This is a genomic window from Nocardia harenae NBRC 108248 (genome assembly GCF_001612885.1).
Classification (GTDB): Bacteria; Actinomycetota; Actinomycetes; order Mycobacteriales; family Mycobacteriaceae; genus Nocardia; species Nocardia harenae.
On sequence record NZ_BDBH01000001.1, the window covers coordinates 620,963 to 636,938 of the forward strand.

Annotated in this window: 16 protein-coding genes, 1 tRNA gene and 1 pseudogene; 6 read left to right on the forward strand and 12 right to left on the reverse strand. The window is 71.7% G+C overall.

All coding sequences use genetic code 11. From position 1 onward, the window contains the following. Positions 1-45 precede the first annotated feature (45 nt). The gene (locus NH2_RS02480; RefSeq protein ID WP_067647367.1) at positions 46-534 is read left to right on the forward strand and encodes an NUDIX hydrolase; all 489 of its coding nucleotides are present in this window, start codon (positions 46-48) and stop codon (positions 532-534) included. A 49-nt stretch (positions 535-583) separates the two neighbouring features. Here NH2_RS02480 and NH2_RS02485 read toward each other — a convergent pair whose 3' ends face one another. The 4 genes from NH2_RS02485 to NH2_RS02500 form a co-directional block, all read right to left on the reverse strand. Then, positions 584-1,006 (reverse strand): HIT family protein, encoded by a 423-nt coding sequence (locus NH2_RS02485; protein ID WP_067647714.1) that lies wholly within the window; start codon positions 1,004-1,006, stop codon positions 584-586. A 143-nt stretch (positions 1,007-1,149) separates the two neighbouring features. Then, on the reverse strand, positions 1,150-2,613 hold the full coding sequence (gene purB / locus NH2_RS02490; protein WP_245650382.1) for an adenylosuccinate lyase: 1,464 nt from the start codon (positions 2,611-2,613) through the stop codon (positions 1,150-1,152). Between the two features lie 6 nt (positions 2,614-2,619). Next, complete coding sequence (locus tag NH2_RS02495) at positions 2,620-3,258, reverse strand: TetR/AcrR family transcriptional regulator (RefSeq protein WP_067647370.1); 639 nt, start codon at positions 3,256-3,258, stop codon at positions 2,620-2,622. Between the two features lie 159 nt (positions 3,259-3,417). Continuing rightward, positions 3,418-4,581, reverse strand: coding sequence for a pyridoxal phosphate-dependent aminotransferase (locus NH2_RS02500; protein ID WP_218021652.1), 1,164 nt, complete (start codon positions 4,579-4,581; stop codon positions 3,418-3,420). Between the two features lie 53 nt (positions 4,582-4,634). On the opposite strand from NH2_RS02500, the gene NH2_RS02505 reads away from it, so the two are divergent. Beyond that, on the forward strand, positions 4,635-5,798 hold the full coding sequence (locus tag NH2_RS02505; protein WP_084505147.1) for a M23 family metallopeptidase: 1,164 nt from the start codon (positions 4,635-4,637) through the stop codon (positions 5,796-5,798). On the opposite strand, the gene purD is transcribed toward NH2_RS02505, so the two are convergent. After that, positions 5,785-7,059 (reverse strand): phosphoribosylamine--glycine ligase, encoded by a 1,275-nt coding sequence (gene purD, locus NH2_RS02510; RefSeq protein WP_067647379.1) that lies wholly within the window; start codon positions 7,057-7,059, stop codon positions 5,785-5,787. The genes NH2_RS02505 and purD overlap by 14 nt on opposite strands. Before the next feature lie 105 nt (positions 7,060-7,164). Here purD and NH2_RS02515 point away from each other — a divergent pair, with 105 nt between their 5' ends. Further along, positions 7,165-7,542 carry a PH domain-containing protein gene (locus tag NH2_RS02515; RefSeq protein WP_067647382.1) on the forward strand — a complete coding sequence of 126 codons (378 nt, stop codon included), beginning with the start codon at positions 7,165-7,167 and terminating at the stop codon, positions 7,540-7,542. A 50-nt stretch (positions 7,543-7,592) separates the two neighbouring features. Next, positions 7,593-8,018 (forward strand): HIT family protein, encoded by a 426-nt coding sequence (locus NH2_RS02520; protein WP_067647385.1) that lies wholly within the window; start codon positions 7,593-7,595, stop codon positions 8,016-8,018. Between the two features lie 18 nt (positions 8,019-8,036). Here the strand turns inward: NH2_RS02520 and NH2_RS02525 are convergent, their stop codons facing one another. The 4 genes from NH2_RS02525 to NH2_RS02540 are packed head-to-tail and all read right to left on the reverse strand — an operon-like array spanning position 8,037 to position 12,271. Further along, positions 8,037-8,936 carry a short-chain dehydrogenase/reductase gene (locus NH2_RS02525; protein WP_067647388.1) on the reverse strand — a complete coding sequence of 300 codons (900 nt, stop codon included), beginning with the start codon at positions 8,934-8,936 and terminating at the stop codon, positions 8,037-8,039. Next, a complete protein-coding gene (locus tag NH2_RS02530; protein WP_067647391.1) occupies positions 8,933-10,384 on the reverse strand; it encodes a flavin-containing monooxygenase in 1,452 nt (483 codons plus the stop codon). Before NH2_RS02530 ends, NH2_RS02525 begins: the two co-directional genes overlap by 4 nt. A gap of 10 nt (positions 10,385-10,394) precedes the next feature. Next, positions 10,395-11,381, reverse strand: coding sequence for a PDR/VanB family oxidoreductase (locus tag NH2_RS02535; protein WP_067647720.1), 987 nt, complete (start codon positions 11,379-11,381; stop codon positions 10,395-10,397). Positions 11,382-11,410: 29 nt separating this feature from the next. Beyond that, complete coding sequence (locus tag NH2_RS02540) at positions 11,411-12,271, reverse strand: metal-dependent hydrolase (protein WP_067647394.1); 861 nt, start codon at positions 12,269-12,271, stop codon at positions 11,411-11,413. Between the two features lie 97 nt (positions 12,272-12,368). Here NH2_RS02540 and NH2_RS02545 point away from each other — a divergent pair, with 97 nt between their 5' ends. Next, positions 12,369-12,980 carry a TetR/AcrR family transcriptional regulator gene (locus NH2_RS02545; protein WP_245650383.1) on the forward strand — a complete coding sequence of 204 codons (612 nt, stop codon included), beginning with the start codon at positions 12,369-12,371 and terminating at the stop codon, positions 12,978-12,980. A 25-nt stretch (positions 12,981-13,005) separates the two neighbouring features. Next, the gene (locus tag NH2_RS02550) at positions 13,006-13,392 is read left to right on the forward strand and encodes a VOC family protein (protein ID WP_067647397.1); all 387 of its coding nucleotides are present in this window, start codon (positions 13,006-13,008) and stop codon (positions 13,390-13,392) included. A gap of 16 nt (positions 13,393-13,408) precedes the next feature. On the opposite strand, the gene NH2_RS02555 is transcribed toward NH2_RS02550, so the two are convergent. The 3 genes and pseudogenes from NH2_RS02555 to NH2_RS02565 all read right to left on the reverse strand — a co-directional run bounded on the left by NH2_RS02555 (position 13,409) and on the right by NH2_RS02565 (position 15,889). Then, complete coding sequence (locus tag NH2_RS02555) at positions 13,409-14,251, reverse strand: helix-turn-helix domain-containing protein (RefSeq protein WP_067647400.1); 843 nt, start codon at positions 14,249-14,251, stop codon at positions 13,409-13,411. Then, positions 14,248-14,775: pseudogene (locus NH2_RS02560) on the reverse strand (DUF6879 family protein). The gene NH2_RS02555 and the pseudogene NH2_RS02560 overlap by 4 nt, the downstream one beginning before the upstream one ends. Before the next feature lie 1,042 nt (positions 14,776-15,817). Then, a tRNA-Thr gene (locus NH2_RS02565) sits at positions 15,818-15,889 on the reverse strand. Positions 15,890-15,976: the final 87 nt, after the last annotated feature.

Consider the following 15,976-nt stretch of genomic DNA (forward strand, 5'->3'; position numbering starts at 1 on the left):
CTCGGCCCGGGCCGCCGGGCCACCGATAACCGAACGGAACCTGCTTTGCACCCTGACGAGCCCGCCGTACGGATCGGCGCCCGTGTGGTCCTGGTGGACGCCGAGGACCGGGTCCTGCTGATCCATGCCCGCGATCCCGACGCCCCCGACCATCACTGGTGGGAGTTGCCCGGCGGGGGGCAGGATGCCGGTGAAACGCTCCAGCAGACCGCCTGCCGCGAGCTTGCCGAAGAAACCGGCCTTGTCATCGCCGATGTCGCCGCGCACCTGTGGGACCGAGAAAGCCGCTTCCACTACCGTGGCCGCGACCATCACCGCATCGACAGCGTGTTCCTGGCTCGGGTCGACACCCCGCTACCGGCGGTCACCCCGAAGCACTCAGCCAACGAACGCGCGGGCATGGTCGAGTGGCGCTGGTGGACCGCCGCCGAACTAGCCACGACCACCGACAAACTGCTTCCCGCCGAACTACCCGACCTCGTACCAGCCGTCCTGTCCGGATCGGTGCGCAAACCCCTCGTCTTGCAGGGCTGACAGCAGCACTACCGGCGGCGTGCTCGACGCGGCCGTGGTCCGCGCGGGGTCAGCGGGAGAGCGCGCCGCGAATGGAACCGGCGAGGTAGTCCAGGTCGGCGCGCTGCGGGGAGGTGGCCCGTGCGCGCAGCCCGAACCCGTCGCCCGGCGTGCGCGGGATGACGTGCAGGTGCACGTGGAACACCTCCTGGCCCGCCGTCACCCCGTCCGCCAGGAAGAAATTGACCCCGTCGCAGCCGACCTCGCTCTCGCGCAGCGCCGCCGCGAGCCGCTGCCCCACCTGGAACAGCTTGCCGCCGAGCGCCGGGTCGAGCTCGGCGAGGTTGCGCGCCACCACCTTCGGCACCACCAGCAGGTGGCCGGGGGTGACCGGGCGGATGTCGAGGAAGGCGAGCACGTCGGGGTCGTCGTACACCACGCTGGCCGGTGCCCGCCCGGCGATGATGTCGGCGAAGATCGTGTACGGATTCACGGCACCACTATCGCGCAGCGCGAACCGGCGCAGGTAGCGCACGGCGCGCGACCGCGGCGCCACCGCCCGCGACTGCGCTGCCACCGCGCGCAACCGCCCCGCCGCCGAGCGCAGACGGGACACTGGACTCCGGGGCCGCGTGCTCAGAGAATCGGCGCGGGGGTGTAGCGGGCGGCATCCGGGTAGCGGGCCACCAGTTCCTCGACCGCAGAGATCACAGCCTCCGTCTGCGCGTCGGCGGCGCCGACGAAAGCCGACTTGTCGGCGAGCGCGGCATCGAGCGCGGCCCGGTCCAGCGGCAGCCGATCGTCGGCGGCGAGCCGGTCCAGCAGGTCGGGCTCGCGCCCCTGCTCGCGCATGGCCAGCGCCACCGCGACCGCGTGCTCCTTGATCACCTCGTGCGCGGTCTCCCGCCCGACCCCGGCGCGCACCGCCGCCATCAGGATCCGGGTGGTGGCGAGGAACGGCAGGTAGCGGTCGAGTTCCCTGGCGACCACCGCCGGGTAGGCGCCGAACTCGGCGAGCACGGTCAGGAAGGTCTCCATCATGCCGTCGATGGCGAAGAAGGCGTCCGGCAGCGCGACCCGGCGCACCACCGAGCAGAAGACGTCGCCCTCGTTCCACTGCGCGCCCGCCAGCTCGGCGGCCATCGAGGCGTACCCGCGCAGCACCACCTGCAGCCCGTTCACCCGCTCGCAGGAGCGGGTGTTCATCTTGTGCGGCATGGCCGAGCTGCCCACCTGCCCCGGCTGGAAACCCTCGGTGACCAGCTCGTGCCCGGCCATCAGCCGCACGGTGTGCGCGAACGACGACGGCCCGGCCCCCACCTGCACCAGCGCGGAGAGCACGTCGTGGTCCAGCGAGCGCGGATACACCTGCCCGACGCTGGTGAGCACGGTGCCGAAGCCGAGGTGCGTGGCGACCTGGCGCTCCAGCCGGGCCAGCTTCTCCGGGTCGCCGCCGAGCAGGTCCAGCATGTCCTGGGCGGTGCCCATCGGCCCCTTGATGCCGCGCAGCGGGTAGCGGTCGATGAGCTCGCGCAGCCGGGTGAGCGCGATGAGCAGCTCGTCGGCGGCCGAGGCGAAGCGCTTGCCGAGCGTGGTGGCCTGCGCGGCGACATTGTGCGAGCGCCCGGCCATCACGAGGGCGCGGTACTCGGCGGCGCGCTCGGCCAGCCGGGCCGCCACCGCGACGCCGTGCGCGTGCACGTGCTCCAGCGAGAGCCGGAGCTGCAGCTGCTCCACGTTCTCGGTGAGGTCGCGGCTGGTCATGCCCTTGTGCACCTGCTCGTGGCCGGCCAGTGCGTTGAACTCCTCGATCCTGGCCTTGACGTCGTGCCTGGTCACCCGCTCGCGCGCGGCGATCGAGCCGAGATCGACCCGGTCGATCACGCGCTCGTAGTCGGCCACCACCTCGGCGGGCACGTCGACCCCGAGCTCGGACTGCGCGCGCAGCACCTCCAGCCAGAGCCTGCGCTCCAGCACGATCTTGTTCTCCGGCGACCACAGCCGCACCAGCTCGGGCCCGGCGTAGCGGGTCGCGAGCACGTTGGGCACCCGGCCGGGCGCGGTGTTCTCGGGTGCGGGGGCGGTCTCGGCAGTGGTCACGTCCGGTCAGTCTAGTGACCGGAGCCGATCGGGCTGCTGGGACGTCGCCGGGGCGACGATGTCGATCACCTCGAGCAGCGCGCCGCGCGCGGCCCGGCGCGGCTCCGGGTTCATCTCGCCGAGCGCGGCGACCACCGCGCCGTCCACCACCGCCACCAGCCTGCGCAGCTGCTCCTGCCGGACCACCCGGTCGGAGCGGCGCAGTACGTCGGCCAGCAGCTCGTCGAGCTGCTGGCGTAGTCGGAGCTGCACGCCGCGTAGCTCGGGGTGCCTGGCTGAGGCGACCGAGCGCTCGTAGCGGGCGATCAGCCTGCCGCGCGCGACGTCGTCGGTGCCATCGGGGCCGACCAGCAGGTCGAGCACGAGGTCGACGGTCGCCTCCGCGCCCCGGCGGCGGTGGCTCACCTCGCCGACCCGCCTGCGCATGGCCTCCAGTTCGGCATTGCCCGCGAACTCGACCGCGCGCGCGATCAGATCCTCGAGCGATTCGAAGTAATACGTCGTCGATGCCAATGGCAGGTCAGCGCGGGTTGCGACCGATCGGTGCCGCACCGCCTCGAAACCGCCTTCGAGCAGGAGCTCTGCGGCGGCTGCAACCAGAGCCTGGCGACGCCGTTCGCCTTTCGGGGTCGTCGCGGTTATCACCGTGCCATCGTGCCAGTCGTCATCAATACATCCGTGCGAAATCGAAAGAGGAAGAACACAGTTACCCGATTTTTACCCCATCGGGCCGCCCGCGGTGCCGTACTGCGCAAAGTTGTTGCAAGCCAGCTACTTCAGACAATGGCGCTGAGACAGGGTGTTTCAGCGGTCCAGGAAGGGGCCGAGCCGGGCCAGCGCCTCCTCGATATCGGCGGTCGCCCCGGCGAACGAGAAGCGAACCGTGCGGTGCCCGCGCGCGGTGTCGAAATCGAGGCCGGGCGCCAGCGCGACGCCGGTGTGCGCGAGCACCTCGGCGCACCAGGCCAGCGAATCCCTGGTGTGGTGCCCGACGTCGGCGTAGGCGTAGAAGGCGCCGTCGGCCGGGGCCAGGTCGGTGATGCCGATCTTCGGCAGCCCGTCCAGCAGCAGCCGCCGGTTGGTGGCGTAGCGCCGCACGTGGCCGTCGAGCTCGCGCTTGGCCTCCGCGCCGAAGGCGTGCAGCGCGGCGTACTGCGAGACGGCGGGCGGGCAGACCGTCATGTTCGAGGCCAGCCGCTGCAGCGCGGGGCGCAGCCCGGCCGGGGCGAGCATCCAGCCGAGCCGCCAGCCGGTCATGGAGAAGTACTTCGAGACCGAGCCGATCACCACCGCTTCCCTCGACGTCTCCCAGGCCGACGAGGTGCCGCCGATGCTGTCGGAGTAGGTGATGCCGTGGTAGATCTCGTCCGAGATGAGCAGCGTGCCGTTCGCCGCACACCAGCGGGCGAGCGCGGCCAGCTCGGCCGGGTCGATCATGGTGCCGGTGGGGTTGGCCGGGCTGGCGACCACCAGCCCGGCCGGTGGCTCGGGCAGCGTCTCCAGCATGGCGACCGTCGGCTGGAACCGGGTCTGCGCGCCGCAGTCCAGCTCCAGCACCCGGCAGCCGAGCGCGGTGAGGGTATTGCGGTAGGCGGGGTAGCCGGGGCGGGCCACCACCACGGTGTCACCCTGGTCGAACGCGGCGAGGAAGAGCAGGGTGAAGGCACCGGAGGAGCCGGTGGTCACCACGACCTCGTCCGGGTCGACCCGGTAGCCGTAGGTGGCGGTGTGGTGCTCGGCGATGGCTTCGCGCAGCGGCAGGATGCCGAAGGTCTCGGTGTAGCCGAGCAGCTCGGCGCCGAGCGCCGCGCGGGTGGCGCGCAGCACCGGCTCCGGAGCGGGGGTCGACGGCTGCCCCGCGGCGAGTACCAGCACGTCACCGTGGCTGCGGGCGCGCGCGGCGGCGGCCTTCCAGACGTCCATGACGTAGAAAGGGGGAATGGCCGACCGGCGCGATTCTCTGGACACCCGTCCGACGGTAGAGCACCCGTCCGCAGGTAACCGGGGTTATTGTCGGCGCGATGGACGATGAGGCGCGCAGCCCCCGCCTCGACCGCGCCGGGGTGACCGGGGGCACCGTGATCGTCCCGCCCGACTGGCGGAAGCGGTGGCGGCGGGGGAACCCGGCTGCGCCGGAGGTGGCGGGGAGTGGCGGCGCAAGCGATGCGCCGGAGGTCGGCCCCCGTGATTCCGGCGCGGGCGAGCGCGACGACGCGGGCGCGGGGGACGGTGACGACGAGCGTGACGCGGCGGAGCGCGGCGCACGCGCGGCGGACCCCGACGGCACCGCGACACCTCGCCCCCTCGCGCTCCGCGCCCGCGACCCCAGCTCCTGGGCGGGCTGGTCCACCCTGAGAACCCTGCGGCACGACGCCGCCGCCACCCTCCGCGAGCTCTGGCAGCGCCGCCCGTCCACGGACGACCTGCGCACCCATGCCAAGGACCACCGCTACCTCATCGCGGCCCTGCTGGCGATCGTCGTCCTCGCGACCGGCGACGCCGCGAACAACGGCGCCATCGTCGACCGCCCGCTCGCCCCCGGCGAAGCACAGCGCGTCGCCTTCCCGTACCCCCCGCAGGTCCAGAGCGCGACCCCGTCGGTCCGCCGCCTCCTCGACGCCGTCGCCAATGGCGAACGCCTGCGCGAACAGGCCGTGGTCGCCGCCGCCGCCCGCGCCACCCTCGAACGCGCTCGCGCCGAGGCGGCGGCGGCCGCGGCGGGCGAGGCGGTCCCGTGGCTCAGCACCGGCATCGCCCCGGTCCCCGGCAGCACCCCCGGCTCGGTCATCCCCGGCCCCGGCGGCATGGTCCTCCCGGCCAGGGGCCTGTTCACCAGCGGTTTCGGCTCCCGCTGGGGCACCATGCACCAGGGCATCGATATCGCGGGCCCGATCGGCTCACCGATCTACGCGGTCGCCGATGGCACCGTCATCGACGCGGGCCCGGCCCAGGGCTTCGGCCTCTGGGTGCGAATCCGGCACGACGACGGCACCGTCACCGTCTACGGCCACATGTACGACTTCTTCGTCTCGGTCGGCGAGCGGGTGCCCGCGGGCATGCAGATCGCCCGCATCGGCAACCGCGGCGACTCCACCGGCCCGCACCTGCACTTCGAGGTGATCGAGCGGGGCCAGCACGTGGACCCGCAGCGCTGGTTCGCGCTCCGCGGCCTCAGCTTGAACTGAGCGAGATCCGGTTCTCGACCGCGCCGAGCCCGATATCGGTGCGGTAGTGGCTCCCCGGCAGCTTGATCGAGCCGATCCGCGCGTACGCCTGCTCCCGCGCGGCCGCCAGATCGGCGCCGGTGCCGACCACGTTCAGCACCCGGCCGCCTGCCGAGACCAGCGCGCCGTCGCGCAGCGCCGTCCCGGCGTGCAGCACGGTCGCCTCGTCCGGGCCGGTCTCCCCCGCGCCGCCGATGACATCGCCGAGCCGGGGCCGCGCCGGGTAGTTCTCGGCGGCGAGCACCACGGTCACCGCGGCGCCCTCGGCCCAGCGCGGCGCGGGCGCCTCGGCGAGCCGCCCGGTGGCGGTGGCGTGCAGCAGCTCGCCGAGCGGGCTCTCCAGCAGCGCGAGCACCGCCTGCGTCTCCGGATCGCCGAAGCGGCAGTTGAATTCGACCACCGCGGGTCCGGCCGCCCCCATGGCGAGCCCGGCGTAGAGCAGCCCGGAGAACGCGGCATCCCGCCGCACCAGCTCGGCGGCGACCGGCGCGACCACGTCGCGCACGATCTCCTCGACCGCGTCGGCGGGCAGCCAGGGCAGCGGCGTGTAGGCGCCCATGCCGCCGGTATTCGGCCCGCTGTCGCCGTCGCCGACCCGCTTGTGGTCCTGCGCGGGCAGCAGCGGCACCACAGTCTCCCCGTCCACCAGGCAGAACAGCGACACCTCCGGCCCGTCCAGGAACGACTCCAGCAGCACCGGGTGCCCCTGCTCCAGCAGCTCGGCGCCGTGATCGCGGGCGGCGGAGCGATCCGGCGTCACCACGACGCCCTTGCCCGCCGCCAGCCCGTCGTCCTTGACCACCCAGGTGGGGCCGAAGCGGTCGAGCGCGGCATCCAGGTCGGCGGGGTTGTCCACGATCTCGCTGTGCGCGGTGCGCACCCCGGCGGCGGCCATGACGTCCTTGGCGAACGCCTTGGAGCCCTCGATCCGCGCCGCCGCGGCGGACGGGCCGAAGCAGGCGATCCCGGCCGCCCGCACCGCGTCGGCGACGCCGAGCACCAGCGGCACCTCGGGGCCGATCACCACCAGGTCGGCACCGACCTCGCGGGCCAGCGCCACCACCGCCTCGCCGGAGGACGGGTCGACCGGCCGTAGCTCGGCGTGCTGGGCGATGCCGGCATTGCCCGGCGCGACGACGACGGCCGTCACCGACGGGTCCTTGCGCAGGGCGAGGACGAGGGCGTGTTCACGGGCTCCGGAACCGATGACGAGTGCGCGCACGCGCAACAGCGTAGAGGACGAAGGTGACCTGGCCGCCGCCGCTGCGCAGGCATAGTGGAGGAAGGACGGCGAGGCGCCGCGGCACGACCGGGACGGGGAGATCCGATGGGCTTGATCGACGGAATCATGGGCAACGCGGGCAGCGTGGATCCCGCACGCGCGCAGCAGGAGTACGGGCGGCTGCTCGGCAACGGCGAGCAGATCTACTCGGCCTACATCCTGGTGCGCGATGCCATGCTCTTCACCAATCGCAGGCTGATCCTGGTCGACAAGCAGGGGCTCTCCGGCCGCAAGGTGAGCTACCACAGCGTGCCGTACCGCGCGATCACGCACTTCGCGGTGGAGACCGCTGGCACCTTCGATCTCGATGCCGAGCTGGTGATCTGGATCTCCGGCGCGCCGGAGCCGCTGCAGAAGAAGTTCAACCGGCAGGTCGACATCTACGAGGTGCAGGGCATCCTGTCGCACTTCGTCGGGGTATAAGGACGCTGACTGCGGTGTTTTCGGGCTCCGCCTGCGGCTACGCTGCGGGCATGGCTTCCGTATTCAGCGCGATCATCGCCGGTGAGCTGCCGGGGCGCTTCGTCTGGGAGGACGACGAGTTCGTCGGGTTCCTGACCATCGCGCCGGTCACCCAGGGCCACGTCCTCGTGGTGCCGCGCAAGGAGATCGACCAGTGGCAGGACGTCGACGCCGACGTCTTCGCCCGGCTCACCGGCGTCGCGCAGACCGTCGGCAAGGCGGTGCGCGCGGCCTTCGACGCCCCGCGCGCCGGGCTGCTGATCGCCGGGCTGGAGGTGCCGCACCTGCACGTGCACGTCTTCCCGGCCTACGAGATGGGCAACTTCGACATCTCCGGCGCCGACCCGAACCCGAGCGCCGAGTCGCTGGACGACGCGCAGGCGAAGATCAAGGCCGCGCTGCGCGACCTCGGCTTCTCCGACAACGTCCCGGAGTGAGGTCGCCCCGCCGCGCCGTCACGGTGCGGCGGAGGCGCTCCGATCCCCCGGCAGCGCGCCGCGCACCCGCTCCTCGACGGCGTGCAGGAGCGCGTGCAGCCCGCGGTCCCTGGCCAGCTTGGCGTCCAGCGCCACGTTGATCGCCCCGCGGAACAGCGCGTACGGCTCCCAGCCCGCGGGTGCGATGGTGCGCGGCGCCCGCCGCTCGATGCCGTCCGCGATCACCCGCGCGGCCTCGGCGCCGCTGATTCGCACGTTCAGCGGCCACGGCAGCAGCGCCTCCACCCGGCGGCCGAGGTCGTCGCGGTCCAGCGTCTCGTGCGTCATGGCGGTGTCCACGATGCCGAAGTAGGCGACCCCCGCGGTGGCGCCGTGCGCGGCCAGCTCGACCCGCAGCGCCCGGCCGAGCTGTTCCACCGCCGCCTTGCTGATCATGTACGGCGACCCGGCCATGCCCGGCGCGAAGGCCGCGCAGGACGACACCACCACCACGTGCCCCCGGCTCGCCACGATGGCGTCCAGCGCGGGCTTGACGGTATTGAACGCGCCGGTCAGGTTCACCCCGAGCACGGCGTCGAAGACCGCCGGGTCCATGGTGCGCAGCGTGGCGGGCTTCGGCACGATGCCCGCGTTCGCCACCACCACATCCAGCCCGCCGAACCGCTCGACCACCCGCGCCACCACGTCGGCCATGGCCGCCCGGTCGGTGACGTCGGCCCCGAAGGCGGCGGCGCGCGTGCCGAGCGCGGCGGCCGCGGCCTTGGCGCCCACCTCGTCCACATCGGCCAGCGCGACCACCGCGCCGCGCCGATGCAGCACGGTGGCCAGCTCCCGGCCGATGCCCTGCGCCGCCCCGGTGATCAGAACGACGTGGTCGCGAACCCGGTAGTCGGAAACCCGGAACAGTGCGCGGATCATGCGCTCACCTCGTAGGAGTCGATGTCGAAACGGCTGGTGCGGCGGCGGTATTCGAAGCTCCAGTTCGGGTAGAGCCCGGAGTTGGCGCCGTCCGCGGTGGTGTAGTAGCTGTCGCAGCCGCCGGTCAGCCAGACCGTGTCCGCGCTGCGGCGGCGCATCTCCTCCAGGAACTCGTCCTGCACCTCGGGCCGCAGCTCCACCCGCTTCGCGCCCGTGCGCCGCGCCGTCCGCAGCGCGTCGACGATGTAGCCGATCTGCGATTCGATCATGAAGATGGCGGACTGGTTGCCCGCCGCCCCGAACGGCCCGAGCGTGCTGAAGAAGTTCGGGAACCCGGCGACCGCGATGCCGAGGTAGCTCTGCGGCCGGTCCGCATACAGCTCGGCGATACTGCGCCCGTCCCGGCCGATGTACCTGCCGTAGACGCTCGGCGTCGGGGTGAAGCCGGTGCCGTAGACGATGGTGTCGATCGGCCGCTCGGTGCCGTCCCGCAGCAGGATCGAGCGCGGCCGCACCTCGGCGATCCCGGCGGTGACCACCTCGACGTTCGGCGCGGCGAGCGCGGGGAGGTAGGCGTCGGAGAAGATGGCCCGCTTGCAGCCGATCATGTAGTCCGGCGTGACCCGGGCGCGCAGCTCCGGATCGGCGATCTGCCTGCGCAGCTGGAACCGCCCGAGCGCCTCGTAGAGGTGCCGGAACCGCTTGTCCACCAGCGAGACCAGCCCGAACCCCTCGATGGCGGTGTACCAGCCCGCCCGGATCGCCCGCCGCACCAGCGGCACCTTCCGCAGCAGCAGCCGCTCCGCACCGAGCGTCGGCCGGTCCAGCCGGGGCACGATCCACGGCGCCGAGCGCTGGAACACCGTCAGCGTCGCGACCTGCGGCTGGATCTCCGGCACGAACTGCACTGCGGAGGCGCCGGTGCCGATCACCGCGACCCGCTCGCCGGTGAGGTCGTGGCCGTGGTCCCAGTGCAGCGAGTGGAAGGCGGTGCCCTCGAAGGTCTCCAGCCCCGGCAGGTTCGGGTACTTGGCCTCGGCGAAGACGCCCGCCGCCGAGATCAGGAAGGCCGCGGTGCGCTGCCCGCGCGAGGTCTCGACCCGCCAGAGCGCGGCCTCCTCGTCCCAGCGCGCGTCGGTGAGCTCGGTGCGGAACTCGATGTGCCGCAGCACATCGTGCCGCTCCGCGACCCGGCGCAGGTAGGCCAGGATCTCCGGCTGCTTCCCGTAGGTGCGCGACCAGTCCGGATTCGGCGCGAAGGAGTAGCTGTACAGGTGCGAGGGCACGTCGCAGGCGGCGCCCGGGTAGGTATTGGCCTGCCAGGTGCCGCCCAGCTCGGCGGCGCGCTCCAGCACCGCGAGGTCGTCGAAGCCCGCCGCGCGCAGCTTGATCGCCAGCCCGATGCCGCCGAAGCCCGCGCCGACGATCAGCACGTGGTTGTGTTCCATCGGATCCCTCTCAGCAGTCCAGTACCAGCGCGGTACCCGCCGCGCGGGAGACGCACGGGCGGATGCGGTCGGGCCTGGCCAGCGCCGCGGGCACCCGGTCGCGGTGCTCCACCGCGCCGGCGAGCACCCCGGTCTCGCAGCTGCCGCAGAAGCCCTGCCTGCACGAGTACGGCACCTGCGGATTCACGCGCTGGATGGCGGCCAGCGCGGTCTCGGCGGCGCCGACCCGCACCGTGCGGCCGGTGCGCGCCAGCGTGAGGTCGAACTCCCGCCCGCCCTCGACCGGCGCCGGGGCGAACCGCTCCACGTGCAGTGACCCGGTGGGGTTGCTGTCGAAGGCCAGCCGCCGGGCGGCCGCGAGCATGCCGGGCGGGCCGCACACATACACCGCCGCGCCCGGCTCGGCTCGGGCCAGCAGCTCGGCCATGTCCGGCGGGCCGAATTCGTCGTCCGGGCGCACCTCGGCGCCGGGCAGTTCGGCCAGGAACGGCATTCGATCCCGGCTGCTGCCGAGGTAGATCAGCCGCCCGCGCTCGCCCGCCGCCCGCACCATGGGCAGGATCGGCGTGATCCCGATTCCCCCCGCCAGGAACAGGTACGACGGCGCCGCCACGAACCCGAAGGCATTGCGCGGACCGCGAATCCGCAGCGTCTCGCCCGCGCGCAACGTCTCGTGCACCTCGCGCGACCCGCCGTCGCCGTCCGGGATGAGCCGGACCGCGATCCGGTAGCGGAAGCGGTCGCGCGGGTTGCCGCAGAGCGAGTAGCGGCGCTGCCTGCCCGATGGCAGGAAGAGCTCCAGGTGCGCGCCGGGCCGCCAGCTCGGGAGCGCGCCGCCGTCCGCGGCGCGCAGCGTCAGCGCGACCACGTCGAGCGCGACCTGCTCCACCGCCTCGACCACCACATCGCGGTCGAAGCCGCTGTTCCGTACCGGCCGCGGGCTGGAGAGCAGCGGCGCCGCCGCCCCCGCCACGAACACCTGCTTGTAGATGTCCATCGCGGTGCCGAGCAGCCGCAGCGGGGCGGTCACGAATGCGCCCTGGCCGCGGGCGAGTGCGCCAGGTAGCGCAGCGCCTTGTCCATCGGCCCCAGCTGCGAGGGGTGGAAGCCGGGGCGCAGGTAGCGCGGCAGCTCGGAGAAGAAGACGGTCCAGCTCGGTACCACCCCGCGCAGCGTCGCGCCGACGAACTGCGATCCCCAGAACCGCCCCTTGTCCTGCGACGGATCCTTCCGATACAGGTACGCCGTCGAGATGATGAAGAGCGGCAGCAGCGTCGCGCCGGCCAGCACCGCCGTGCGCGCCTTCCGCGCGTAGCCGCCGTCCAGGTACATGTAGGCGTCGTAGACCACGCTCCGGTGCTCGACCTCCTCGGCGCCGTGCCAGCGCACCAGGTCGAGCATGGCGGGGTGCATGCCCTTCTCGGCGAGCACGTCGGCATTGAGCAACCACTCCCCGATCACCGCGGTGTAGTGCTCCATCCCCGCGAAGAGCCCGAGCCGCTCCTTGAGCCACTCCTCTTTCGCGCGGCCATCGAGCCCGTGGTCACCGAGCAGCCGATCCACCAACCAGGCGATCTTGCCGACGTACGACTCCACATCCAGCCCGATGGACTGCAGGTGCTTGCGCGCCGCCTCGTGGCTGTTCGCGTGCGTCGTCTCCTGCCCGACGAACCCCTGCACCTCCTCCCGCAGCCGCGGATCGCGGATGTGGGGCAGCGCCTCGCTGAGCGCCTGCGCCATCGCCCGCTCCCCCTCCGGCAGCACCAGGTGCATGACGTTCACGATGTGGGTGGCCAGCACCTCACCCGGGATGTAATGCAGCGGCACCGAATCGAAGTCGAACCGCACATCGCGGGCCTCGATCGCGTGCGCCTCGGTCTCAGTCATAACTTGACCGTACAGTGCAACAAAGTTCATTTCAATGTTGCGGCAACAATTCAACGGAGAACGTTGCACCCTCCTGCGGTTCTGCTAGCGTCGAAGGGTGTCCGCCTCCATCCAGAACGCCGTGACCCGCGCCGATCCCGACACCGTCGAAGCGCGGATCCTGGATGCCGCGCTCACCCGCTTCCACGCCGTGGGCGTGAAGAAGACGACGATCGAGGATGTGGCCAGGGAGGCCGGGGTCGACCGGGTCACCGTCTACCGGCGCATGGGGTCCCGCGACGATCTGGTGCAGGCGGTCGTCAGCCGGGAGGTCGGGACGGTGCTGGCCGAGATCGCCGATATCGCCGAGCGCCACGATGTCGTCGATGACCTGGTCGTCGATATCTTCGTCACCGTCATCGGCCGCTGGCGCACCAATCCCCTCGCCCAGCGCATGCTGTCCCTTGAACCCGAGCGCGTAGTCCTGAAGCTGACCTCCGAGGGCGCCACCACCTTCGCCATGTCCATCGCCGCCACCGCGGCCGCCATGCAGCGCGCCGCCGACCGGGGGTTGCTCACCTCCCCCGACGATCTCGTCACCCGCGCCGAAATCGTCTGCCGGATCGTGCATTCGCTCATCCTCGCGCCGCACGGGAGCCGGGAGCTTTCGACGGAGGCGGAGCTCGAGGAGTTCGCCCGCCGCTACCTGGTACCGATCATCACCGGCTGAGATTCATGCCAGACTCGGGTCGGTGATGGGTGCCAAACAGCTCAAGATCGGTCTGCGCGTCCGCGACCTGCACCGCTCCGCCGCCCTCTACCTGCGCCTCGGCTTCCGCGAGATCCCCAACGACGACCAGCCCGAATTGCGCTACCTCACCTTCCGCAACACCTGGCTCATCCTCTCCGCGCTGGAGAGCCACGGTTACAACAACACCGAGCGCGAACAGTTGATCCGCACCGCGCCGCGCGGCCTCGGCGTCGTCCTTGCCATCCCCGTTCCTGACCTGGATGCCGCTTACGAGCTGTGGCAGGCGGAGGGGTTGCCGATAACCAGCGACCGGGAGAGCGTCGTCTGGGCGCGCATCTTCTCCGGCCTCGATCCGGATGGCTACGAAGTCACCTTCGAACAGTTCGAGTGAGCAGCTGTGCGGCGAGCTACGCGCCGCCGCGTCGTGCGGCCAGCGCTGACGTGATGAGCGCGCGGGCGGCGTCTCCGGAGACTGCGTGCCCGCACAGCCCGGCCCATAGCCGTTCGTACAGCTCCAGCTCGCCCGGCGCGGTGATGCTGAGTTCGGCGCTGGCGGTCTCGATCAGAGCCTGCCGCCCGTCGAACAGGTGGAAGCTGCCGCTGAGATACACGAACTCCGCGGTCAGCGGCAGAATCGCGAAGGACAGCCGGGGGTTGCCGAACGCCACGTCGAGTAGGTGCCGCAGTTGCGCGGAGGTCACTGCGTCGTTTCCGAGAGTGGTGTACAGCGCAGCTTCGTGAACGAGCGCGGCCACTCGCGTGCCACCGGTCCGCACGATGCCTTGTCGCTCGAGACGTGCTGCCACCGCCGCCTCCAGGTCATCGGGCGTACCGAGAAAACCGATGCACTGCGCCAAGACGGCGCGGGCGTAGTCCTCGGTCTGTAGCAGCCCGGGGACGATCGTCGGGTTGTAGATGCGGAGCTGCCGAGCCGTGGATTCGATCTCCCGGCCGCGCTGTTGGCGGCGGGTGTGTCCGGTCGCGGTGATGCGCCGCCACTCCGACCACTGGGCGCGGACGTTCCGCAGCGCCGCGACGAGATCGGGCAGCGCCAGCGGAACATCGCAGACCCGGCACCACGCGGCGAGGTCCGCTTCGCTCGGCATCTGCTTGCCGTTCTCGATCCTGGATGTCTTCGACCAGTGCCATCCGGCGGCGGTGCTGAGCTGGCGACCATCCAGCCCAGCGTCCCGGCGCAATTCCCGCAGTCGCGCCCCGAGCGCTGCTTTCGCCCGCGCAGCCCCGTTCATCGAGCCGCGTACTCCTGGAACGGCGTGGCCGCGGACCACACGCGGTCACGGAGCGCTACTGCGCGCGCGACGATCACGGGGTCGTCGGTCAGCGCGGCGCCGACCCATACCCCGCGCGCATCGAACAGCGAGAACGCCACCGAGTGCTCATCGAACAGTCAGTAGTCGTCGGCAGCTGCGTCGGACGGCTCGGCATCGTGCCGGGGCAAGTAGCTGATTTCCTCCCCAGCTGCGACGTTGTGACGGCTCAGGGCGAGCAGATACCGCGTGTACTGGGTGTGCGGCTCCGTGACGATCCGCACGCGGCGCACAGCCGCCCCACGAGCCACCGTCGCGGATACGTGGTCAGTCCATCCCGAGAACCACTCCCCGCCCGGGTCGGTGTTCTCGTCCGCCCGGAAGGCGGCGAGGGACGCGGATTCGTTCTCGCTCATGTAGTCGTCGTGTGTTTCGAGGTGGAAGGCGGACCGGTGCGCCGTGCGGAACACCGGCCGCAGCTCACCCGCGCCGTGTAGCAGGCGCATCCCGACGCACCTCCTGACCGATCGGCACCAGCACAGCCGCCTCGTGCGCCGGAATCCGCATCATGTCCAGGGCTTCCGGATCGGTGACGGGCTCGCCCGACGCCCGGATCGGCGGTCAGCCAGCCCTGCACCGCGTACTGCGGCGGGTCGGTCACTGTGACGTACAGCCGCGGTGATCCGTCGCCGCCGGACTCACCGCCGATGAATCGAACTCGCATGGTCATGCCCCTTCCCCCGGTGTGGCACGGAGTGCGTGCCCTATCGATGGTCACAGCTCGAGCAGAGGAAAGGCAATCCCTCACGCACTTCAGCGCACTTTCGTAGCCCCGGCCAATTACGCACGCATAGCGTGCTTTTCGGCCCCGCCGCCGGGTTGATGCCGCGCGACACCCTTCCGCGCACCACTCCGCATCCGGCCGCGCACCGATGCCGGACCGGTACGTCCCCGGCGGCGGGTGCCACCCAACGGCACGCAACAGGGGGTTCGCCGCATGAACGAATGGGCAGAGGCTGTCCTGGTCGGGGCCGCGGTTGTCGTGGTGGTGCTGGCGCCACTGCTGGCGCTCAGTCGCTGCCTACCGGATCGCCTACCGCCGGAGTACCGCGCAGCCGGGCTGAGCGAGCGCCTGCGGGCGGAAGGGCTGGAGGCCGACGTGCGATCGCAGTACTGGCCCGCCGGTTGGCCGCACGAGGCACCGGAGCGGCGGTTGTCCGTCGTGGAAGCGCACCAGGCGACGCAGCGGCACCGGGAGTGCGACGCCCTCGTGCGCGCGCAAGGCCGCCGCCCTGCGGGTGCTGCACGAGGCAGGCCGCATGACGCCCGCCTCGTCGCACAGCTACCGATCTGGCGCCCCGCCACCTGCCTCCGGCTCGTCCAGGTTCGACCATGCATCCGACGGCCTGCTGTTCGACAGCGATCTGGACGCGATGGCGGAACGGCTGGACGAAGTTGCGTCCACAGTGCGGCCGAACGAGCGGCCGACGGTTGTGGCTAGCGCGTGGAAACGGCTCCGACCTGCATCGGAGCCGTTCTCAGGTGAAGAGCCCCCTGTCAGGATTGAACTGACGACCTTTCGCTTACAAGGCGAGTGCTCTACCACTGAGCTAAGGAGGCGGAAAAGCGGTGCCATCATATCCGGCACCGCACCGGGTGGCACGAAGGTTTCGTGCCACCCGGCGGGGGTCGATCGTCCCGGCGCAG

Coding starts and splice junctions, on each gene's coding strand:
- NH2_RS02520 (WP_067647385.1), top strand. CDS start 7,593: ATGGCTTCCGTATTCAGCGCGATCATCGCCGGTGAGCTGCCGGGGCGC.
- NH2_RS02525 (WP_067647388.1), bottom strand. CDS start 8,936: ATGATCCGCGCACTGTTCCGGGTTTCCGACTACCGGGTTCGCGACCAC.
- NH2_RS02515 (WP_067647382.1), top strand. CDS start 7,165: ATGGGCTTGATCGACGGAATCATGGGCAACGCGGGCAGCGTGGATCCC.
- NH2_RS02505 (WP_084505147.1), top strand. CDS start 4,635: ATGGACGATGAGGCGCGCAGCCCCCGCCTCGACCGCGCCGGGGTGACC.
- NH2_RS02555 (WP_067647400.1), bottom strand. CDS start 14,251: ATGAACGGGGCTGCGCGGGCGAAAGCAGCGCTCGGGGCGCGACTGCGG.
- NH2_RS02530 (WP_067647391.1), bottom strand. CDS start 10,384: ATGGAACACAACCACGTGCTGATCGTCGGCGCGGGCTTCGGCGGCATC.
- NH2_RS02550 (WP_067647397.1), top strand. CDS start 13,006: ATGGGTGCCAAACAGCTCAAGATCGGTCTGCGCGTCCGCGACCTGCAC.
- NH2_RS02540 (WP_067647394.1), bottom strand. CDS start 12,271: ATGACTGAGACCGAGGCGCACGCGATCGAGGCCCGCGATGTGCGGTTC.
- NH2_RS02535 (WP_067647720.1), bottom strand. CDS start 11,381: ATGGACATCTACAAGCAGGTGTTCGTGGCGGGGGCGGCGGCGCCGCTG.